This is a genomic window from Chryseobacterium sp. JK1 (assembly GCF_050632815.1).
In the GTDB taxonomy this organism is placed as follows: Bacteria; Bacteroidota; Bacteroidia; order Flavobacteriales; family Weeksellaceae; genus Chryseobacterium.
Window position 1 is genome coordinate 2,720,049 of the sequence record NZ_JBODRU010000001.1, and the last position, 22,504, is coordinate 2,742,552.

Genomic DNA, 22,504 nt, shown 5'->3' on the forward strand with positions numbered 1-22,504 from the left:
AGAATGATAAAGACCATTTAAGCTAAAAAAATGGAACAGAAGAAAATACTGATTATCACCTATTACTGGCCTCCTGCGGGAGGTCCTGGTGTTCAAAGATGGCTGAAGTTTGCCAAATATCTCCCCGATTTTGGTTGGAAGCCCATCATTTATACGCCGGAAAACCCAAGCTATCCTTTAATAGATGAAACCCTGATGAAGGATGTTCCTGAAAACATTGAGATGGTAAGAACTAAGATATGGGAACCTTATCAGCTGGCAGAAAAGCTTAATAAAAGCAATAAAAAGTTTAAAGCCGGACAGTTTGATGTAGGGAAAAATCAAAGCTGGAAATCTAAACTTTCGATCTGGATAAGAGGAAATTTTTTCATTCCTGATGCAAGAGTTTTCTGGGTAAAACCATCTATTCAGTTTTTAGAAAAATACCTGAAAGAAAATAAAATAGATACGATTGTTACTTCTGGCCCGCCACACTCTCTGCATTTAATTGGATTGGGACTGAAAGATAAACTTCCCAATCTGAAATGGATTGCAGATTTTCGTGATCCCTGGACTGAGATTTCTTATTATAAGCATTTGAAATTAACCAGAAGTTCAGACAACAAACACCGAAAACTTGAAAGTGCCGTTTTCAAAAATGCAGATATTACTCTGGCAACAAGCTACACCGATGCTGAAAACTTTCGCAAAGCAGGAGCCAATGCTTTTTGTATTACCAATGGGTTTGACGAAAGTGATTCCGGAGAGAAAGTAATAGGACAGAAAAATCAAAATTTCACATTAAGTTATATCGGAGTTTTAGAGCAACTCAGAAACCCCGAAAATCTTTGGAAATCACTTCATGATCTGATTCAGGAAAATGATGATTTTGCCTCTAATTTTAAATTGAAATTTGTCGGAAGAATTGATGATAAGATTTTACATTCTCTTGAAAATTCTAACCTGAAAAACCATATTCTGAACCTGGGATATCTTTCCCACGGTAAAGCTGTAGAGGAAATGCAGAACTCAGAAATGCTTCTGATTACCAATTTCCCGAACGAGTCTTCAAAAGGAATTATTCCAGGAAAAATATTTGAGTATCTTGCTTCGGGAAAACAAATTCTGTCGTTTGGTCCGAATCAGGCAGATGTAGCAAAAATTCTGGTCGAAACCCAGGCGGGAAAACATTTCAGTTATCATGAAACAGAAACGATAAAAACGTTTATTCTTGAAAAATTTGACCTTTGGAAAAGTGGGAATCTGCAAGAGAACACTCAACAAATTGAACAGTTTTCAAGAAAAAATCTCACCCAACAACTTACAGAAATACTATAAAAAATAGAAGCGGAAACTCATACTTTCCGCTTATTTTTTACATCTATATTGTCCATTGGTCATTTACCACCGCAACCAAATAATATTTACCCTGAAATTCTTCAAATACAAACCGAAGTGTCTTCCAGTCCATTTCTCCTGCTTTTTCAGTCCCTTTAATATAATTTTCGGTAAAATCGTCTTTAGGATACATTTCCTTCAGGTTATTAAGAGAATTACCTCCTCCTGTAAATGTATTGAGTGAATATTTTGATGCCGTAAAATCTTTTGAAAAGACCCATTTCCCAAGATAATTATTAATAGTTGCTTTATAAGGATCGCCTGACCCATCATGAGCTCCCCAGGTAAATAGCGTTTTGGTGGGAAGATACTGTTCAAACTCTGCTTTAGAAAAATGTTTATCCCCCTTCAAATCTACAAAAGCATACATTGAAAAACGAATTCCTTTTTCGGGATGAATCAGAGAAGCGAAAGTTTTGTAGTCTTTATTTTTTAAAGCTTGTAGAAGTTCATCATTCGTCTTTTTAAGCGTTACTTCTTTTGCCGCATTATTTTGAACCTTATGGACAGCACTGTCTGATTTTGCTTGTGCCATTGAATCAATTTCATTGGGAACAGGTTTTTGAACTTCCTTCTTACAGGCAATCATTACGGCAATAACCGCTAGTGAGGTAATCATTTTTTTCATTTTTTCAATTTTGCATTAAGTATAAAAACACCAAAACCAGTGCCAGAAATTCAGAAATGAGTAAATAACAGAGTTTTAAAAGGTGTGGTTACAGAATGTTTTAAAGGATATCTTATTTTTTAATGCAAAGTTTTTTTAATAAAGCTGTTTACACTTTTTATTAAACCGCAAATCGAGGATTCAACGAAGTTAAAAGCCACAAAAACTTTTTTAACCATTTAAGCTATTGAAATTATATACTTTTGGGTATAAGAAGTACACTAATTTTTTTGAAAATCAAGGATTTACATCCTCTATCAAATTCATTATGTGGTATTTCCTTAATCTTTCTAAAGTGTTTGAAAATGATACAATGTTTAGATTCCTACGGAATGACGAAGTGTACGGATACACTCACCATCCTGTTTGTCATTCCGTAGGAATCTAGCCTTAGAAATGATCTCTTTGTACTAAAAATGCAGCATCATTCCGGTATAATTATTTTTAGATTATCATTTTTAAATTCTCTTGGTATAACAGTTAATATCTAATTGGTAAGCTTAATTTTCTACGAATTACATCGTACATTTGTTAAATGGAAATTTTTGATATTCTTATTATCGGAGCTGGCCCTATTGGTCTAAACTGTGCCATTGAGGCTCAAAAAAACAACCTGAAATATATAATTATAGAAAAAGGAACCATTGTCAATTCACTGTACAACTATCCTCTATATATGCGTTTTTTTTCTACAGCCGAAAAACTGGAAATAGACGGTACTCCTTTCATTTCTACAGCTCCAAAGCCAGGAAGACAGGACGCTTTGGAATATTATCAGGGTATTGCGAGACAGAAAGATCTGAATATCCATCTTTATGAAAGGGTGTTAAAAGTCTCAAAAAACGGCGAAATATTCAAAATCGAAACGACAAAAGCTAACTATCAGGCCAAAAATGTAGTGATTGCAACAGGATTTTATGATATTCCTAACATTATGAATATTCCGGGAGAAGATCTTCCGAAGGTTAAACATTATTATACTGAGCCTTATCCTTATGCCCGACAGAAAATAGTCGTAATAGGATCTAGCAACTCTGCAGTAGATGCAGCCTTGGAAACCTATAGAAAAGGAGCAGAAGTTACGATGATCGTTCGTCATTCCGAAATTTCAAAAAGTGTAAAATACTGGGTAAAACCAGACATTGAAAATAGAATTGCAGAAGGAGCTATCACCGCTCACTTCAATGCTGAAATGTTTGAGATAAAAGAAAAAACTGTGATTTTCAAAGATAAAGACGGCAAGCTTCATGAGATCGAAAATGATTTTGTACTGGCTATGACAGGCTACCTCCCAGATTTTGATTTTCTGAAAAATTCAGGGATTGAACTGAATGGAGATTGCCTGAATCCTTTATATCACCCTGAAACAATGGAAACCAATGTTCCCAGTCTTTACCTTGCAGGAGTGGTATGCGGCGGAAAAGATACTCATCTATGGTTCATAGAGAATTCGAGAGTTCATGCCAGCATGATCATTAATAATGTGATGGCTAAAAATACGTTTTTAACAGATTACAGAAGCTTGTAACTTTTAAATACAAGAAAATGAAAATAGAAACCCAGCTGGTAAACCGGCTGGGTTTTGTATAAGTATAAGTTGCCAACCAATCTATTTATAATATATCTTCTTCAATTTTATTTTTATCTTTAAGCATCCACGGAATGACAAAATAAAAACCAACAGCAATTGCTGCCCCCAATACTCCGGTTCCGATCCATAAAACATCAAAACCTAGTTTTTCGGCAATCAGAGTTCCAATATAAGGAGTGATAATAAACGCAATTGAAATAGACATTCCGTTCAGCCCCATATAAGCTCCTTTATTGTTTTTACCCGAACGTAAAGCGGTAATAGTAGACATAAAAGGAAGCGTCCAGATTTCTCCTATACAAAGCAGTGTCATCGAAAGAAACAGGACAATAATACTGTAATCGAAAGCAAGCATTGCGTACGAAAAACCACATAAGAAAGTTCCGATAGCCATGGTAAAAGCTAGGGTAAAATACTTTTCTGCCAACTGTACAAATCCCATTTCCAGCAATACAATCAAAATACCACTATAGCCGAGAATATATCCAATATTCTGTTGACTTAGGTGTGCGGTATCTTTATAAAAAATAGTCAGTGTACTGAATAACTGGAAAAAACATATGGCAAACAGCATACAGAAAATGCTGTAAACCAAAAATTTTCCATCCCTGTAAGGAGAGCTTTCTTTTTTTACGATTATGGCTTCTTTAACTTTTTTCGCTGCCTGCTTAGCTCTTTTTGTACGGTCTTTGAAAAACCAAATATACATCAGCCCGGCTAATAAAGCTGCCAAAGCATTACTGAAAAACAAAAACTCATAAGAAATAGCAGATAGAATCCCTCCGAGTGCCGGACCTATAGAAAATCCTAAATTAACGGCCATACGATTCAGGGAGAAAGCTCTGGTAATATTCTCGGGTCTGGCATATTTAGTAATAGCCACCGAGTTAGCCGGACGAAAAGTTTCACTTACAATACTCTGGGCCAGAATAATCCCTGCCAGTCCTGCTTCTGTAGTAAATAAAGGGATAAGGCAGAATAATGGTACGCTGAAAAGTAAGCTTAGACTTTGTACTCTATATTCACCAATTTTATCGGTGATCATCCCACCCAACCAGGAGCCGATCACAGAACCTATTCCAAAAAAGCTCAGTACAATTCCGGAATTTTCTATACTAAAATGTAAATGGTCTGTCATATATACTCCCAGGAAAGGAAGCACCATAGAACCCGCCCTGTTGATCAGCATTACCAATGCCAACATCCAACTCTCCTGCGAGAGTCCTTTGAAAGAACTCGTATATAAGTTAATAAGTTTCACGATAATATTTTGGGGGAATTTGAAGTACAAAGGTAGATAAAAATAAAGCAAAAGCCTTTATTTAAACCATTTTTTATCAATAACCACTATACAGTCAAACCATTATCTATATCCTGAAAAAACCAATTCTTTTTAAAATATACGATGTACAAACATTTATAAAATTCGTAAATTGCAGTAACAACAATACTTTTCAGCCTTAAATAACTGAAATACACAATAAAATATTAATCAACACAAAAGAATGGTGACTTACGAAAATTTACACGACACTTTATCTTTTTACAATATTGACTGCCGGCAGTCCTATTATATATCCTCCGGCAAACCAATTTTTGATTTTCCTAAAGCCCCTTTCAGAATGGATTATTATGCACTGTGCATTTGTACAGCCGGAGAAATAACCATTGAAATAGACCGACAGAAATATAAAGTGGATACCGACAGTTTTCTCATTGCGGCTCCTTCTACCATTGTAAAGTTCCTCAAAACCAGTGAAGACTTTATGATGAAGCTTCTGTTCTTCGATAAAAATTTTCTGATCAAAAATATCTCCAATCCTTTTATCATTGAAAAAATGAATCTTTTCTCCAAAGGCTCATATAGTATTGTAAAAACCGCTCCCAAAAACTCATCTTTACTTCAGAATCTGCTTGACTATCTAAAAAAGAAGTCCAGAAAACAGGGAAAATTTACCGAAGAGATTATCCGAACCATCATCTTCAACCTCCTTCTTGAAACAGCAGAGATTGTAGAAAAAGAAAATGGCACTCATCCTGAAAAAGAGGAAGGAAAAAAGGACCTTTACCTGAAATTCAGTAAACTGATTCGAGAGAATATCAGAGGACAGAGAGCCGTTCAGTTTTATGCGGATCAGCTTTGTATTTCCAACAAATACCTTATTGATATCATTAAAAAAGCTTGCGGAAAAACGCCTCACGAAGTGATAGACGAAACTCTATTGAAGGAGGCTTATATGATGCTTGGAAATCCAGACATCACTATTTCAGAAATTGCTTTTGAGCTTCAGTTCAATTCGGCGTCGGCCTTCGGGCGTTTTTTCAAAAAACACACTTCTCTTTCCCCTTCAGAATACAGAATAAAGGAAAACATCCAGTCCTGAGAATTTGGGGACAGTAATTCTGACATTGGGGATATATACTGCTTTGTGAATAGAGGTACCTTTATACTGTTAATTAAAAACAATAAACAATGAGTACGATCAATTCAAAATTCGACAAAGTTTTAAATGCCTCTGACCAGTTTGGAAAAGTAAACCACGAACCGGATTCAAGTAAAGAAGTTCAGATTAACACCCCTGAAAAAACAATGCCTTTTTCCGACCAGATCGGAAACTATCAACGTAATAAGGGAATTCCCTTACAATCTTACGAGAACAGTAAAATTTATATTGTTGGAAGCGGAATTGCGGGAATGTCCACAGCGTATTATTTCATCCGTGATGGCCATGTTCCCGGCAAAAACATTATATTTCTGGATCAGCTTCATGTAGAAGGTGGTTCTCTGGATGGAGCCGGTAATGCAACAGACGGTTACATCATCCGAGGAGGAAGAGAAATGGATATGACCTATGAGAATTTATGGGATATGTTCCAGGATATACCTGCTTTAGAGCTACCTGCTCCTTACAGTGTACTGGACGAATACCGTCTTGTGAATGATAATGACCCTAACTATTCAAAAGCGAGATTGATTCACAACCAGGGACAAATTAAGGATTTTAGTAAATTTGGACTTGAGAAGAAAGATCAACTGGCGATTGTCAAACTTTTGTTAAAGAAAAAAGAAGAGCTTGATGACCTGACTATTGAAGATTATTTCTCAGAATCATTCCTCAACAGTAATTTCTGGTTTTTCTGGCGTTCCATGTTTGCCTTTGAAAACTGGCACAGCTTACTGGAACTGAAATTATATATGCACAGATTCCTTCATGCGATCGACGGAATGAAAGATTTTTCATGTCTCGTATTCCCAAAATACAACCAGTACGACACTTATGTTACCCCTTTAAAAAACTTTTTAATTGAAAAAGGAGTACAGATACAGTTCAATACGTTGGTTAAAGATCTTGATATTCATATCAACACCGAAGGAAAAAAAGTAGAGGGAATTATTACAGAACAGGATGGCCAAGAGGTAAGAATTCCGGTTGGAAAAGATGATTATGTAATTGTTACTACCGGATCTATGACAGAGAGTACCTTCTATGGAAATAATGATACCGTTCCGGAAGTCACCATAGATAACAGCAGTGCAGGACAAAGTGCGGGATGGAAACTCTGGAAAAACCTTGCTGCCAAATCTGAAGTATTCGGGAAACCGGAAAAATTCTGTAGCCATATTGAAAAATCTTCATGGGAATCTGCAACATTAACCTGCCGACCTTCGGCCTTCACAGAAAAACTGAAAGAATTGTGTGTGAATGATCCTTATTCCGGAAGAACAGCTACCGGTGGTATTATTACTATTACAGACTCCAACTGGGTAATGAGTTTTACCTGCAACAGACAGCCACACTTTCCTACCCAGCCGGACGATATTCTGGTGGTATGGGTGTATGCGTTACTGATGGATAAAGAAGGTAATTATATCAAAAAAACAATGCCTCAGTGTACAGGAAATGAAATCCTTGCAGAGTTATCTTATCACCTTGGTATCATAGATCAGCTGGACAATGTTGTAGACAATACTATTGTACGTACTGCTTTTATGCCTTACATCACTTCGATGTTTATGCCTAGAGCGCAAGGTGACCGTCCAAGAGTAGTTCCTGAAGGATGTAGCAATTTAGGCCTTGTAGGGCAGTTTGTAGAAACCAATAATGATGTTGTATTCACCATGGAAAGTTCTGTAAGAACAGCCAGAATAGCGGTATACAGCCTTCTTAACCTCAACAAACAGGTTCCGGACATCAACCCGCTGCAGTATGACATCAGACATTTACTGAAAGCCACTCAGGCTCTTAATGACTATAAACCGTTCCTGGGAGAAGGTATCCTAAGAAAAGTCTTAAAAGGAAGTTATTTCGAACATATTCTGGTTGACCGCCCTGAGCAGAAAGAAGAACATGAATCTTTCATCATGGAGCAGATAGGGAGATTCCAGGAATGGGTAAAAGGAGTAAAAGGATAGAATAACAATTTGTATAATCAGTTGTTTTACAAGTAAGCTATACCTTATTTTTTAGACGCAAAGCTTTTTATTATATATTGAATATTTTTAGTAAACAAAGGCAGATAAATCTGCTAGGCAAAGTCTTATGCTTCATCAAATCAACTTGTTGATTCTCCCTTTGCTTTCCTTAAATAAAGCATTATGAACTTTTTCTTTGCGTTAAAATATACCTCATACTAACATTATAGATTACTTTTAAAACAACATCTTTCACTATAAAAATAAATCTCATGGATTTTAAAAACATAACGATAGCCGGAAGTGGCGTATTAGGATATCAGATCGCCTTCCAGACAGCCTATCACGGATTCAAAGTTACAGTATATGATATCAATGATGAAGTATTGGAAAAAGCCAAAGCAAAGTTCACAGCTTTAAGTGATGCCTACAAACAGGATTTGAATGCTACTCAGGCACAGTTGGATGCTACGTTGAAAAACCTCAGCTATTCATCTGATCTTGCCGAAGCAGTAAAAGATGCAGATCTTCTGATAGAAGCCGTTCCCGAAAATCCTGACATCAAAATCGAATTTTACCACAAACTCGCTCAAGTAGCTCCGGAAAAAACAGTATTTGCCACCAACTCTTCTACGCTACTTCCCAGTCAGTTTGCAGAAGCTACAGGAAGACCTGAAAAATTTGTAGCACTTCACTTTGCCAATGAAATCTGGAAACACAACACGGGAGAGGTTATGCGACACCCCGGAACATTACAGAAGGTATTTGATTCCGTTATTGAGTTTGCAAAAGCGATTGGAATGGTAGCCCTTCCTATTTACAAAGAGCAACCTGGATATATCGTGAACTCATTGCTTGTTCCTTTGCTGGGAGCAGCTGTTAACTTATGGGTTGATGAAGTAGCAGATATTGAAACCATTGATAAAACATGGATGGTGGCTACAGGAGCACCAACAGGTCCTTTCGGAATTCTGGATGTAGTCGGCATTACAACAGCCTATAACATCAATAAAATGGAAGCCGAAGAAACTCAGGATCCATTAAAGATCAAAGCAGTTGAAAAGTTAAAAGAAGAATATCTGGATAAAGGAAAACTTGGGGTTCTTACGGGTGAAGGATTTTATAAATATCCCAATCCGGCTTATAAGGACAAAGATTTTTTGAAATAGAATAGTAAACTTCAGATTTTAAACTATTAAAATAAAGCAGGACTTCAATGAAGTCCTGCTTTTTATTTATTATGTATACTCTTATTATTAAGGTTTAAAAGAATCTTTTAATGTTACTGTACGGTTAAATACCAATGTATCCTCTGTAGAATCCTGGTCTTTTGTAAAGTAACCTATTCTCTGGAACTGTAATGGCTCACCTATAGCAACCTCTTTAAGGTTTGGCTCAGCAAAACCTTTTACGGTAGTTACAGATTCAGGGTTGATGAAATTTAAGAAATCAACATCCTTCTCAGCATCTGGCTGTTCTACTGTAAACAGCTGATTGTAGATTCTTACCTCTACCGGGATAGCGTGTTTGGCTGATACCCAATGTAAGGTTCCTTTCACTTTTCTTAAACTTTCTTCTGTTCCGCTTCCTGATTTACTCTTTTCGTCGTAAGTAGCATAGATGGTAGTGATTTCACCATTCTCATCTTTTTCTACTCTTTCCGCTTTAATGATATAACCAGACTTCAGACGAACTTCACCTCCCAGTTTCAATCGGAAGAATTTATTGTTAGCTTCTTCTTTGAAATCCTCACGCTCAATATACAGTTCTCTTGAGAAAGGAATTTCTCTTGTTCCTGCATTTTCCTGCTCCGGATTATTCTCAGTCTCCAACCATTCTTCTTTATCTTCAGGATAGTTTTCGATCACCAGTTTTACCGGGTCTATCACGGCCATTACACGTTTAGCTACTTTATTAAGATCTTCACGTACACAGAAGTCAAGCAACTGGATTTCGATCAGGTTTTCTCTTTTTGCAACCCCGACTTTTTCAATAAAGTTTCTGATCGCTGTTGGTGTGAAACCTTTTCTTCTCATCCCCGAGATCGTAGGCATTCTAGGATCATCCCATCCTGTTACCACTTTTTCAGCAACCAATCTCTGAAGTTTTCTTTTGGAAGTAATCATATAGGAAACATTCATCCTCGCAAATTCTCTCTGCTTGTTTTTAACTTTTCCTTCTTCGTATACCTGATCCAAATACCAGTTGTATAGAGGTCTGTGATTTTCAAACTCCAAAGAACACAGCGAGTGTGAAATTTGTTCAATATAATCGGATTCTCCATGAGCCCAGTCGTACATTGGATAAATCTTCCAGGCTGTACCTGTTCTGTGGTGAGGTTTATTCAAAATTCTGTACATAACAGGGTCACGCATATTCATGTTGGGCGAAACCATATCGATTTTTGCACGAAGAGACATTGAACCACTTTCAAATTCTCCGTTTTTCATCCTTTCGAATAAATCTAATGACTCTTCAACAGGACGGTTTCTGTAAGGAGATTCTATTCCCGGTTCTGCAGGATTTTTTCTTTGTTCGGTAATAACTTCAGACGGCTGCTCATCGACATAAGCTTTTTCTTCTTTAATTAACTGAACTGCCCAATCGTAAAGCTGCTGGAAGTAATCGGATGCATACAATACTTTATCCCACTTGAAACCTAACCATTCCACATCTTTCATGATAGAATCTACGAATTCCTGCTCTTCTTTTTCAGGGTTCGTATCGTCGAAACGAAGGTTTACGGGAGCGTTGTATTTTTCTCCCAAACCAAAGTTGATGCAGATCGCTTTTGTGTGCCCTACATGCAGATAACCATTGGGTTCCGGGGGAAAACGGAAACGGATCTCTTCTCTTTTCAGTCCGTTTGCCAAATCATCTTCAATAATTTGCTCAATAAAATTGAGGGATTTTTTTTCTTCTTCCATTAAACTAGCTTTTATTTTTTAGCAAAAAAAGTTGTACAAAGTTACGGAAAAATAAGTGTTTGTGAAAGGGATAATTTAAAAGCCTTACGTATTGTTATTCAGTATTTTTCATTAATTTAGAGAAAGCTAAAACCATTTTATCAAACTGAGAATCATGGGCGTTTATATCGTAAGCAACCGGAAAATTGTACGTCATAAAGACGAAAAAGTAGATTCTTTTTCCAATGATGAATACTCCATTCCTAATTTTAGAATTGCCAAATGTAATTTTGACGATTACAAAGAGCCTTCTGCACAAGCCAAAAAGAAAAAAGATTACACCAACCGTAATATATTGGATTACAAGCTCTTTTCTGAACCGGAAAAACAAGGATATGAAAATGTTCTGGAGGTTCTTTTGAGCGAAAAGGGGCTTAAGAAATCTTCCCTGACGGTCAGTAACCTTGGCGGAACCCAGAGAATGTTCTATGAGCTGTACAAAAATATGTCGTCTACCAAAGATAGAAGCGATGTATTAATTTTTATTCATGGGTATGCTTATACTTTCGATGATGAATTAAAAGCGATTCTGGATCTTAAAAAAATATTCATCGATAATCCCGCTTCTCCTATAGAACATATTTTATTTATAAGCTGGCCTGCTTCAAGCAGCCTTGTTCCACTTACTTACTTTGATGATAAAGCGTCCAGCATCAATTCCGGAAATTCTCTTCTGAGGCTTTTCTATTTTTATACTCAGTTTTTAAAAGATATTTTTTCTAATCGCGATCTCGCTCCATGCAACCAAAGAATTCATCTGATGGCACATTCTATGGGAAACAGAGTACTTCAAAGTATGCTTTACAGTTTCAAGAGAGAAAATATCCTGAGAGTAATTGATCAGGTTTTACTATTGAATGCTGATGTGAGTTACAAAGTATTTGAGGATTCGGAAGACTCTTTCAATAAGCTCCCTCTTCTTGCCAACAGAATTTCTGTTTATCTGAACAGACAGGATGTTATTCTGGGAATTTCTCAGTTCACTAAAAATATTCTGACGCCAAGACTGGGTAAAAATGGCCCTAGTGATATCATCCAATATAAAGATACGGTTTCTATTATCGACTGTACGTTTGTGAAAGATGACCTTCTCAGCGGCCTTAAGTTTGATGTAGGAAATCATTGGGGATATCTTTCGAGCTCGCAGGTTCAAAATGATATTTTCCAGAATTTATACGGAGTAGATCGAAATCTGATTTCAGGAAGAGTAAAAGAGAATGAAAACATTTTCACCCTTGTTTCTCAATAATTCATTAAGGAAATATTACAGAAATTAACTCTGTGTTAAAGTTATAAATAGCTTTTAGAATGGCATAGAGATTGCCAATTAATGTCATAGAGAACTACAATTTTTTATTATGGGAAAAATTAAAGTGAGGTTTTCTTATATCTTAAACTATATAAAGAAAGCCATTTTCGTAAAAGATGTGATTTAACTGAATTTTAAACTTATAAACAAGAAATTATCCGATCCAATCATTATTTTATCTTCCCGCTTTTTTCCGAATAATGTAAAATTCCTATACATCTAGTGCAGGAAGTTTCTTGCGTAATGTACATCCCGAAACTACCATTCCAATGACTTTACAATAAAAATCAGGGTTTTTACAAGCCCTGATTCCATTTATTAAATCTGATAATTTTCAATCAATATAATCATATTTTAATTAATAAAGTATCAAAATTTTGTGTATCTGATAAAACTTTTCGATATTTACTTTCCAATCAATTAAAATATTCATTATGAAAAATTTAGAAAAAATCAAAAGAGAAAAATTAAAGGCTATCAAAGGAGGAAGACCCCCTCTTGGATGTAACAGCTGGAATCCTTCTGCTATGTGCTGCAGATCTTGGGCTCCTGACTACTGTGGGCAAGCCACGTGTCCGGATTCACCTGCTCCATCATGTTAATCTAATTTTCTCAATTATATTTTGAACCACAGCAACTCATTCTTGAGCTCTAAATCGGATTCAAAATTGTTGACGAACAAAGCTCCAGTGCCTAAACCTTGAGGCATTGGACTTTTTTTTGTGAATGTATACTGAGCAATAGCATTCAGTCCTATATTACTTTCCAAGGCAGAGGTAATCCACCAGCCTATATTCTGTTTTTCGGCAAGGGAAATCCATTCATCAGATCCTGAAAATCCACCCACCAAGGCAGGTTTCAAAATAATATATTGCGGATTTATCGTTTTTAACAATTTTTCTTTTTCTACAGGATCTGTAATTCCAATCAGTTCTTCATCTAATGCAATTGGAGTAGGTGTCTGGGCACACAGTTCTGCCATATTAGCCCAATTCCCCGCTTTTATAGGTTGTTCAATAGAGTGAATGTTGAGATCTGCCAACTGCTGCAAAACAATCACCGCTTCATCTTTACTGAATCCTCCATTGGCATCTACACGCAGTTCCAGCTGGTCTTTAGAAAATTTCTGCCTTAATTCCTGTAGAATAACATGTTCTGATTTCCAGTTTACCCCGATTTTTAATTTAATACAGTGAAATCCTTTATCCAGCTTGTCCTGGATCTGTTCTTCCATGTACCCTACGTCTCCCATCCAGATCAGTCCATTGATGGTAATAGGAGCTTTACCTTCGGTAAATTCACTTGGAAAATAAAGACTACCGCCATACTTCAAATTCTGAACTGCCTGTTCATAGCCAAACCATAGGGAAGGAAATTCTTCCAGTTCTTCTTTTAAATATTCGGGTTCTTTCTCAATATTTTCGCAAAGCCATTTCAGTTTATCTTCATAATCTGGTCTGTCATCACAACTCAGACCTCTGAAAATAGCACACTCCCCTATTCCTTTTTTTCCGTTGTGCGAAATTTCCAGAATAAAGGTCTCTTTATCAAGCAAAACGCCGCGAGATGTTCCACTCGGGCGTTTGAATTCTAATAAATATTTTAAGTAGGTTGCTTTCATTTATTTAACGCTGTCAATACGCATAAATTCTTCTGCTTTCTCCACCATATCAATACTTCCGCAGAAAAACGGAATTCTTTGATGAAGTTCTGTAGGTTCTACTTCTAAAATTCTTCTGAACCCATCTGTAGCTTTACCTCCAGCCTGCTCTGCCAGGAATGCCATTGGATTACATTCATACAATAATCTTAGTTTTCCGTTCGGAGCCTGTGAATAAGAAGGATAAATATAAATTCCTCCTTTCAGCATATTTCTATGAAAATCTGCTACCAGAGAACCAATATATCTGGAAGTGTAAGGACGATCACCTTCTTCCATCTGGCAGTATTTAAGATAATTTTTTACTCCCTGAGGGAATTTGATATAGTTTCCTTCGTTGATGGAATAGATTTTACCTGTTTTTGGGAAAGTCATATTAGGGTGAGAAAGATAGTAAGTGCCTAAAGACGGATCCAGTGTAAACCCGTTCACTCCATTTCCTGTTGTATAAACAATCATGGTAGAAGAACCATAGATAACATATCCAGCTGCAATCTGATTAATCCCTTTTTGTAAAAAGTCTTCCAGCTGTACCGGAGTTCCAGGTTCTGTAACTCTTCTGTAAATAGAGAAAATAGTTCCTACGGAAACATTAACATCAATATTGGAAGAGCCGTCTAAAGGATCAATAAGCACTACATATTTGCTTAAATGGCCATTTTCTCCACATTTGATATCAATAAAATCATCATTTTCTTCAGAAGCTATACCACAAACAACCTCTCTCTGAGACAAAGCCGTAATAAAAATTTCATTAGCGATGACATCAAGTTTCTGCTGTTCTTCACCTTGAATATTCTGGTTTCCTGCAGCTCCTGTTATATCTACAATTCCGGCTTTATTTACTTCTCTGTTTACAACTTTCGAAGCCAATCTTATTGCACTCAGAAGACGAGAGAATTCACCTGTTGAATACTGAAAATCGTCCTGCTTATCAATAAGAAATTCTCCTAAAGTCTGTAATGGTTGATTTGACATATTTTTCTTTTTACGTTTTGCCCAAATTTCGGAAAATTTATTGCATTAAGAAAATTTAATTACAAAAGACACTACACACTGTTTATCAACACAATACAATTAAACCTAACAATAATCTTATGGATCGAATGATCATTGAAGTACCCAATTTGTTATCACAAACAGATGAAAAATTAAGATTATTTCATAAATTCCTTATTTTAAGGAAATCTTAATTCTATCATAGCAATAGGCTATTTCATATCTCGTTGTAAATTTATAATTTTGACGTCCGTAAAAAACTCATGTAATTTTTTATCTAACAATTTTATTTTTAACAATTTAATGAAAATTTTCAAGTTTGGTGGAGCGTCTGTAAAAGACGCCGAAAGTGTGAAAAACGTGTCTATGGTTCTAAAAAGCCAGGGATTTGCCAAATGTTTGCTGGTAATTTCAGCAATGGGCAAAACGACCAATGAGTTGGAAAAAGTTGTAGAACTTTATTTCAAAAAGGATAACTATCAAACTGAGATTGAGAAGATAAAACGAAAACACATTGAGATTGCGGAAGGACTTTTTCCTGAAAATCATGCCGTTTTTGCTGAAATCAATCTTTTTTTTGATGATATTGATTCTTTTCTGAGAAGAAATAAATCTCCTAATTACAACTTTGTGTACGATCAGGTTGTAAGCTGTGGGGAAATGATTTCTACAAAGATCGTAAGTGAGTACCTGAATGAAATCCAATTTACCAATCAGTGGCTTGATGCCCGGGATTATATCAAAACGGATAATTCATACAGAGAAGGTGCGGTAGACTGGGCAAGAACGGAAGAATTCATCTCCCATCTAAATCCCGAAATCTGCTATGTAACACAGGGATTCATTGGCTCTGACGACAATAATTTTACGGTAACATTGGGTAGAGAGGGTTCTGACTACTCTGCGGCAATTTTTGCTTACTGCCTAAATGCTGATGCTATGACGATATGGAAAGATGTTCCCGGAGTAATGACAGGAGATCCGAGAAAATTCGAAGATGTATCTCTTCTTTCCAATATATCCTATGAAGAAGCAATTGAAATGGCATATTATGGCGCAAGTGTTATCCACCCGAAAACATTGCAGCCGTTACAGCAAAAAAACATTCCTTTCTATGTAAAATCTTTCGTAGATCCTACCAAAGAAGGAACAAAAGTAGGGGCTTCCGACAAAAACCAACAGGAGGAATCTTATATTTTAAAAGAGAATCAGGCATTGCTGAAAATCTCAACAAGAGACTTTTCTTTCATTGCTGAGGATCATATGAGCCTGATTTTCGGATATTTATCAAAATACAAAATCAAGGTTTCTCTGATGCAGAATTCTGCAATCTCACTGGCACTGTGCCTTGAGGATAAATTTAATCATATTGAAGAGCTTAATGAAGAACTTCAAAAAATTTTTAAAACCGAAGCAATTAAAAATGTATCTTTATTCACAGTAAGAAATGCGAAGATGGATCACATTGACAAATTTTACCATGAAAAAAATGTATTATTGGAACAAATTTCCAAGAATACTCTTCAAATGGTAACACAATAATATTAATTGCGACTAAACACACATGAGTTTAATTTCGAAAAACGATCTAATCCAAGCTTCCGGCTTAAGTAAAATCGGGTTCCTCAAGAATCCGATAGCATCCGCTGTAATGAGCATTGCCAAAATAAACGAAGTAAACAAATTATACGATAAACTAAAAGACAAGGAAGGCAAAGACTTTTTCGACTCATTTGTGAGAGAGAGAAACTTAAGCTATGTAGCTTTTGAAGAAGACCTGGCAAAAATTCCGAAAACAGGACCGTTTGTATTGGTTTCCAATCATCCACTGGGTGCTATTGACGGTATTTTGATGTGCAAGGTCTTATCTGAGGTTCGTCCGGATTTCAAGGTAATGGGTAATTTCCTTTTGGAAAAGATCAAACCTATGGAACCATATGTAATTGCAGTAAATCCTTTTGAAGGTAGAAAAGAAGCTTACAGCAGCTCTTCAGGAATGCGCGAAACACTAAAGCATTTACAAAACGGAGGCTGTGTAGGTATTTTCCCGGCAGGAGAAGTTTCCAACAAAAACAATCCTTACGGAGAAATTCTAGATAAAGAATGGGAAAAAACGGCACTTAAGCTTATCAGAATGGCTAAAGTGCCGGTAGTTCCTATGTATTTCCATGCTAAGAACAGCCGACTTTTTTATCAGGTAGCTAAACTTCACCCGAATTTACAAACCCTGATGTTGCCTGCTGAAATGATGAATGATAGAGAAAAACCTATCAGAATCAGAATTGGACGTCCTATTACAGTGAAGGCAATGGACGAAATGGAAACCATTGAAGAATTGGGAGAGTTTTTGAAACGTAAGGTGTATATGATGAAATCTTACTATGAAAAAAGAAAATCTCTTGCTCAAAGCATCAATCTTCAGAATCTGTCTGTAAAATTTCCTTTACTGAAGGAAGAAAATATCGTTCAGAATATCATTGATGAAACTCCGGTTGAAGACATTATAAAAGATGTTGACAAACTTAGGGGAACAGATAAAATGTTATTCAGTAACGGAAATTATGAGATTTACTTTACGACTTACGAAGAAATCCCTTCCATCATGAGGGAAATCGGACGTCAGAGAGAGCTTACTTTCCGTGCGGTAGGTGAAGGAAGTAATCTCCCATTTGACCTTGATGAGTACGATAAGCATTATCATCATCTATTCCTTTGGGATAACGCTGAAAAAAAATTGGCAGGGGCATACAGAATGGCATTAGGTAGAGAGGTGATGAAGAAGTATGGCATCAAAGGATTCTACACAAGCTCTTTATTTGAGTTCGAGCAGGACATTCACCCTTTCTTTAAAAAGGTGATCGAAATGGGCCGTGCCTACATCTGCCAGGAATATCAGCAGAAACCACTTCCACTTTTCCTTTTGTGGAGAGGAATTGTACACGTTTGTCTGAGAAATCCTGACCACAAATTCCTTATGGGTGGTGTAAGTATTTCTAATAAGTTTTCTGAGTTCTCAAAGTCTCTGATGATTGAGTTTATGCGTTCCAATTATTTTGATTCTGCAGTGGCCCAGTATATCACACCGAGAAATGAGTATAAGGTAAAACTTCGTGATCGAGATAAAAGCCTTTTCTTTGAGGAAATGGAGTCTGACCTTAACAAGCTGGATAAGATCATTGATGATCTTGAACCAGAATTGAGACTTCCCGTTCTTATTAAAAAGTACATCAAGCAAAATGCGAAAGTAATCGCTTTCAATGTTGATCCAAACTTTAATGATGCGATTGACGGGTTGATGTATATAAGAATCAGTGATCTTCCTGAAAGTACGATTAAACCTGTACTTGAAGAGATGAGTGAGCAGATCCGAAAGGAGCAGGAAAATAATCAGACTGATAATCAATAACTTTTTAGTGATTTCATAAAAAAGTACGATGAATACTTGCTTTGTATAGTAAAACTTACTACTTTTGCATCACTTTAAAACAACGAAGTAATAAACAACAACATAATGGTTTCTTAGCTCAGTTGGTAGAGCAATGGATTGAAAATCCATGTGTCCCTGGTTCGATTCCTGGAGAAACCACTTGAAAACCTCTAATTTTTTAGAGGTTTTTTTGTTTGTATATATTTCGTTCTGAAAAATTGGAAAGATCCGTTAAATTGATTTTCATTAAAAATTCTTTGCAAAAAAGGAACAGGTAAATTCATTACTATTAAATTTATATTCATAATATTTCAAAACGATTTTTTCTCCCTGTTAATCTTATGCTTAGACATAAAAAGCGATCAATAGGCATTAAAAAATAAAAAATATCGATCATAATTGAAAAAAATACACTACTTTTGCATCACTTTAAAAACAACGAAGTAAGTCAAACAACAATATAATGGTTTCTTAGCTCAGTTGGTAGAGCAATGGATTGAAAATCCATGTGTCCCTGGTTCGATTCCTGGAGAAACCACTTGAAAACCTCTAATTTATTTAGAGGTTTTTTTTTGTATATATCCTGTCCTGAAAATGGTTAACTTTTTCGGGCCTCCAAACAACTTTTACGATTGATCCATTTTTTAATCGCAAAGAAGATGATTCAAATATTTTATTTTAAGAAGCCAAGAAGTGCAACTTCGTCACCGAAGAAGGTTAGTAGATATGCATTGGCTTAAAAAGAATCAATGAAATTGATTCCATCCTTTGCTCCCTTGAAAATATGAGATAAAATGCTAAAAACTTTACGTTAAATTAAATTCCATAAATACAATATTCCCCAGCTTTGAGAGTGATCCCAACTTTTGCCCAACTCCCTTTCCTTTAAGGCAATAACTGACAATAAAGATTTAATAAAAATGTCTATATTTGATAGTATCTTTTTATTTAGGTTCAAGAATATAAGATCAAAAAACACAAAGACATTATGAAAAAAAATTCCTCCAATTCTGACAGGATTTCGGAGAACCATATTTCAGGCATCCATCGTGTGGTGAAGCTTGATATTGTAATCAATGGAAAACCCGTCAGCCATTTCAAGCATTTTCGACTACAACAAAGTACCAGAAAACATCATTATTTTGAACTTACTTTAGCCCATGATTCTTTATCAGAAGAGCAGAATCACAATCTTGAAGAAGCCAGACAGTTTCTAGGAAAACGCCTAACTGTAACTTTCAAATATAAAGATCCTGAAAATGAAAGTCCTGAACGTACATTTATCGGTGTGATTACCCAAATAGCATTCAGTCAGGAAAAAATGAGTCTGGGAAACATTGTCCTCAAAGGGCAGAGTCCTACTATTTTGATGGATGCAGCTCCTCATACTCAAAGTTTGGTGGAGAACAAGCCGTGAATACCAGTATCATTGCCGATAAAATAATTAAAGAAGCACTCGGATCAGAAAAATTCGATTTCAGAGTAGAAACACAGAACAAAAGCTATATCAATTACAGTGCGCAGTACTGCGAAACCCATTACAATTATCTCGCAAGAATTGCAGAAGCATATGGAGAGCAATTCTACTATGATGGAGAGATTCTTCATTTCGGGAAACTTCCACCTAGTGAAAAACCTATCCAACTCATTGAAGGAAGCAATGTCGCTGATATAACTATAGAGCTAAAGGCAGTACATACTAAACCTGAATATTTTGCTTACAACAGTAATAGCCATTCTAAAATGCTAGGTGTGGATCATAGCATCAAACATCTAGGAGATTTATCTGCAGAGTCATATGAACTGAATCATGGAATTTTTAAAACCCGATCGCTAGTCCATGCTCCGATCAATGCTAATATGTTTTTGGATGTTGATGATTCCCAGAAAAGTGCTAGAGGAAGTGCGGCTGTAGAAGTTTTCACCGTTTCAGGGAAAACCACTGTTCCGTTTTTATATCCTGGTTGTGTTGTTGATGTATCCATGAGAAAGCCGGATAGTAGTCATACTGCACATTTTACTACGCTTATGATTACGGAAACGACTCATGAGATTGATATCAGAGGTTATTATACAGGAAGTTTTGAAGCTATTGCTGAGGGAACAGGTTTTATCCCTAAACCTGATTTCATAATACCAAAAGCGGAACCTCAAATAGCAACTATAATGTCCAATGTTGATCCTCTAAATCAGGGAAGAATACAGGTCCGATTTGATTGGCAGGTAAATGATACCACCCATTTTATAAGAATGATGAGTCCTGATGCGGGAGGTACAGATGCTGTAAACCAAAACAGAGGATTTGTGGCCATTCCTGAAATCGGAGATCAGGTCATGGTAGGTTTTGAATATCATCATCCAGATTTCCCTTTTGCCACGGGCGGAATGTTTCATGGTAAAGTAGGTTTAGGTGGTGGTATTGATAATCATCTTAAATCCATACAAACTCGTAGTGGTATCAAAGTTTTAATGAATGATGCTAATGGGAGTGTAACAATTCAAGATCCAAGTGGTAATATTTATTTTATGGATGGCGAAGGAAATATCAATGTTACCGCTCCCAATAAAATAATAATGAATGCTACAGATGTTGAGATTAATGTCAATAATAATTTTGATATTAATGTGGCAAATAACATGACTTCCACGGTAGGAAATACTGCGTTAATGAATTATCTGCAGAAAACATTAATAAACACTCCTATTATGTTGCAGACTGTATCTGAGCTATTTCATGCTCAGGCAGCAAAGACCATTATTAATACAGAAAATGAATTATTTATTCAGGCAAAGGAAGCGAATGTAGCAGGAACTCAAAAACTATTTATGCATTCTGATCAGAATACAATTGTAAATAGTAAAGGTTTTGTTGATATGCATGGTAAGCAAGGAAATAATCAAACAAATAAAGCACAACCATATAAAAAGATTCCCATATATATGGATGGGAGATGTTATGTTAGTTTCAGACCTCAATCCAATTGGAGCGGAGAATATGGCTTTGACTGGATGAGAATGGGTGACACTTCTCTACCGGGAGATACAAAATCAAACGAATATAAATTTATTTCATCCAACTATAATAAGCTAAAGACAGCGTACCAACAAAGAACTTTTACAAGAAAAGATAGTAGAGGGAGAAGAATAACATTTACGTACTTTGTACCATGGCTCACTTTATATCCACAAGATGAAGTTCCGAAAGGCTTTACTCACACTTCTGCAAAATTAAATTTAACAATAGATATTGATGTAGAGCCAATAAGATTAGAATATGATAACACCTTATTTACTATAGATAAACAGAATCTTGCCCCCGTAACTAAGGGAGTACACAAAACAACACTCAATATCATCTGCATTAAATCGTTTGATAAATACCAGGATATAAAAGTGATTTCCGTATTTAAAAATGCTAAAGGAGAAGAGGAAAAGGCACTCGCGGGGAAAATTTTGGTTACCCCTAATAAGCAACGCTATAAAGTGGATTGTGTAATTGTTAGAGTAAATACAAATATAAACGGAACTGTTTCAATGAGTGCACCATCATCAAATAGAAAATTTGTTTTGAACAAATATTTGAGACAGTCATTAGTAAATGCTAATTTTCTTACCACAATTGATCTATCCTTTACTTCAGATACTGATTCATCTGGAAAGAGGACAAATCTAAAAACATTATTTAATAACGCTGCAAACGTAAGAGGTGGTATGATTCCAAACGGGTCAACTGACGCAATTCAAGATTTTTTAAATGGACAGATCAAAACGAAGTATGGCAGTAAATATGATGATGTCTATAAATTTTATTTTATCAATCAGGAAGCAGGAACATCTCGATCTCCCAGCTATGGTTTATTTGGTCGCTCTTATGGCATCCCCTCTACTGCTAAATCCGTAGTAATATATAAAGGAGATAGTAACAATACCGCTTTTAGTGACAGTACCCTTGTACATGAGGGTTCTTCACGCAATGGGTCTTTATCATTCTTTTGATAATTCTGGAGAACATACTTTTACTCAAGATAAAACGGATAATATAATGGATTATTCAGATGTAGCACTAACTCCAATACCGGTTATTCAACTATGGC

The 22,504-nt window shown here is 36.0% G+C and carries 16 protein-coding genes and 2 tRNA genes; 13 read left to right on the plus strand and 5 right to left on the minus strand.

Going from position 1 to position 22,504, the window contains the following annotated elements; translation table 11 throughout:
* Positions 1 to 30: 30 nt before the first annotated feature.
* Positions 31 to 1,317: a glycosyl transferase family 1 gene (locus ACQ76T_RS12360; protein ID WP_431343592.1), complete on the plus strand. Its 1,287-nt coding sequence runs from the start codon at positions 31 to 33 to the stop codon at positions 1,315 to 1,317.
* A 43-nt stretch (positions 1,318 to 1,360) separates the two neighbouring features.
* Here the strand turns inward: ACQ76T_RS12360 and ACQ76T_RS12365 are convergent, their stop codons facing one another.
* Positions 1,361 to 2,005, minus strand: a complete 645-nt coding sequence (locus tag ACQ76T_RS12365) for a hypothetical protein (RefSeq protein WP_431343593.1) — start codon at positions 2,003 to 2,005, stop codon at positions 1,361 to 1,363.
* A 574-nt stretch (positions 2,006 to 2,579) separates the two neighbouring features.
* Between ACQ76T_RS12365 and ACQ76T_RS12370 the strand changes: the two genes are divergently transcribed.
* Positions 2,580 to 3,572, plus strand: coding sequence for a YpdA family putative bacillithiol disulfide reductase (locus ACQ76T_RS12370; RefSeq protein ID WP_431343594.1), 993 nt, complete (start codon positions 2,580 to 2,582; stop codon positions 3,570 to 3,572).
* An 85-nt stretch (positions 3,573 to 3,657) separates the two neighbouring features.
* Here the strand turns inward: ACQ76T_RS12370 and ACQ76T_RS12375 are convergent, their stop codons facing one another.
* The gene (locus ACQ76T_RS12375) at positions 3,658 to 4,839 is read right to left on the minus strand and encodes an MFS transporter (RefSeq protein WP_431343739.1); all 1,182 of its coding nucleotides are present in this window, start codon (positions 4,837 to 4,839) and stop codon (positions 3,658 to 3,660) included.
* A 418-nt stretch (positions 4,840 to 5,257) separates the two neighbouring features.
* Here ACQ76T_RS12375 and ACQ76T_RS12380 point away from each other — a divergent pair, with 418 nt between their 5' ends.
* The 3 genes from ACQ76T_RS12380 to ACQ76T_RS12390 all read left to right on the plus strand — a co-directional run bounded on the left by ACQ76T_RS12380 (position 5,258) and on the right by ACQ76T_RS12390 (position 9,218).
* Positions 5,258 to 6,019: a helix-turn-helix domain-containing protein gene (locus tag ACQ76T_RS12380; protein ID WP_431343595.1), complete on the plus strand. Its 762-nt coding sequence runs from the start codon at positions 5,258 to 5,260 to the stop codon at positions 6,017 to 6,019.
* Between the two features lie 89 nt (positions 6,020 to 6,108).
* The gene (locus ACQ76T_RS12385; protein WP_431343596.1) at positions 6,109 to 8,049 is read left to right on the plus strand and encodes an oleate hydratase; all 1,941 of its coding nucleotides are present in this window, start codon (positions 6,109 to 6,111) and stop codon (positions 8,047 to 8,049) included.
* A gap of 272 nt (positions 8,050 to 8,321) precedes the next feature.
* Entirely contained in the window at positions 8,322 to 9,218 is an 897-nt protein-coding gene (locus ACQ76T_RS12390) for a 3-hydroxyacyl-CoA dehydrogenase (RefSeq protein ID WP_431343597.1), read from the plus strand.
* A gap of 87 nt (positions 9,219 to 9,305) precedes the next feature.
* Here ACQ76T_RS12390 and ACQ76T_RS12395 read toward each other — a convergent pair whose 3' ends face one another.
* The gene (locus tag ACQ76T_RS12395; RefSeq protein WP_431343598.1) at positions 9,306 to 10,976 is read right to left on the minus strand and encodes a glutamine--tRNA ligase/YqeY domain fusion protein; all 1,671 of its coding nucleotides are present in this window, start codon (positions 10,974 to 10,976) and stop codon (positions 9,306 to 9,308) included.
* Positions 10,977 to 11,130: 154 nt separating this feature from the next.
* On the opposite strand from ACQ76T_RS12395, the gene ACQ76T_RS12400 reads away from it, so the two are divergent.
* On the plus strand, positions 11,131 to 12,264 hold the full coding sequence (locus ACQ76T_RS12400) for an alpha/beta hydrolase (RefSeq protein WP_431343599.1): 1,134 nt from the start codon (positions 11,131 to 11,133) through the stop codon (positions 12,262 to 12,264).
* A 494-nt stretch (positions 12,265 to 12,758) separates the two neighbouring features.
* Positions 12,759 to 12,926 carry a bacteriocin-like protein gene (locus ACQ76T_RS12405; protein WP_431343600.1) on the plus strand — a complete coding sequence of 56 codons (168 nt, stop codon included), beginning with the start codon at positions 12,759 to 12,761 and terminating at the stop codon, positions 12,924 to 12,926.
* Between the two features lie 14 nt (positions 12,927 to 12,940).
* Here the strand turns inward: ACQ76T_RS12405 and ACQ76T_RS12410 are convergent, their stop codons facing one another.
* Both ACQ76T_RS12410 and fbp read right to left on the minus strand, forming a co-directional pair.
* Positions 12,941 to 13,945 carry an o-succinylbenzoate synthase gene (locus ACQ76T_RS12410; protein WP_431343601.1) on the minus strand — a complete coding sequence of 335 codons (1,005 nt, stop codon included), beginning with the start codon at positions 13,943 to 13,945 and terminating at the stop codon, positions 12,941 to 12,943.
* Positions 13,946 to 14,962, minus strand: coding sequence for a class 1 fructose-bisphosphatase (gene fbp, locus ACQ76T_RS12415; RefSeq protein WP_431343602.1), 1,017 nt, complete (start codon positions 14,960 to 14,962; stop codon positions 13,946 to 13,948).
* A 324-nt stretch (positions 14,963 to 15,286) separates the two neighbouring features.
* Between fbp and ACQ76T_RS12420 the strand changes: the two genes are divergently transcribed.
* The 6 genes from ACQ76T_RS12420 to ACQ76T_RS12445 all read left to right on the plus strand — a co-directional run bounded on the left by ACQ76T_RS12420 (position 15,287) and on the right by ACQ76T_RS12445 (position 22,406).
* On the plus strand, positions 15,287 to 16,525 hold the full coding sequence (locus tag ACQ76T_RS12420; protein WP_431343603.1) for an aspartate kinase: 1,239 nt from the start codon (positions 15,287 to 15,289) through the stop codon (positions 16,523 to 16,525).
* 22 nt (positions 16,526 to 16,547) lie between these two features.
* Complete coding sequence (locus ACQ76T_RS12425) at positions 16,548 to 18,389, plus strand: lysophospholipid acyltransferase family protein (RefSeq protein WP_431343604.1); 1,842 nt, start codon at positions 16,548 to 16,550, stop codon at positions 18,387 to 18,389.
* A 107-nt stretch (positions 18,390 to 18,496) separates the two neighbouring features.
* A tRNA-Phe gene (locus ACQ76T_RS12430) sits at positions 18,497 to 18,569 on the plus strand.
* Between the two features lie 306 nt (positions 18,570 to 18,875).
* A tRNA-Phe gene (locus ACQ76T_RS12435) sits at positions 18,876 to 18,948 on the plus strand.
* A gap of 450 nt (positions 18,949 to 19,398) precedes the next feature.
* Entirely contained in the window at positions 19,399 to 19,827 is a 429-nt protein-coding gene (locus ACQ76T_RS12440; protein ID WP_431343605.1) for a hypothetical protein, read from the plus strand.
* Positions 19,824 to 22,406 carry a type VI secretion system Vgr family protein gene (locus ACQ76T_RS12445; protein ID WP_431343606.1) on the plus strand — a complete coding sequence of 861 codons (2,583 nt, stop codon included), beginning with the start codon at positions 19,824 to 19,826 and terminating at the stop codon, positions 22,404 to 22,406. Before ACQ76T_RS12440 ends, ACQ76T_RS12445 begins: the two co-directional genes overlap by 4 nt.
* Positions 22,407 to 22,504 lie beyond the last annotated feature (98 nt).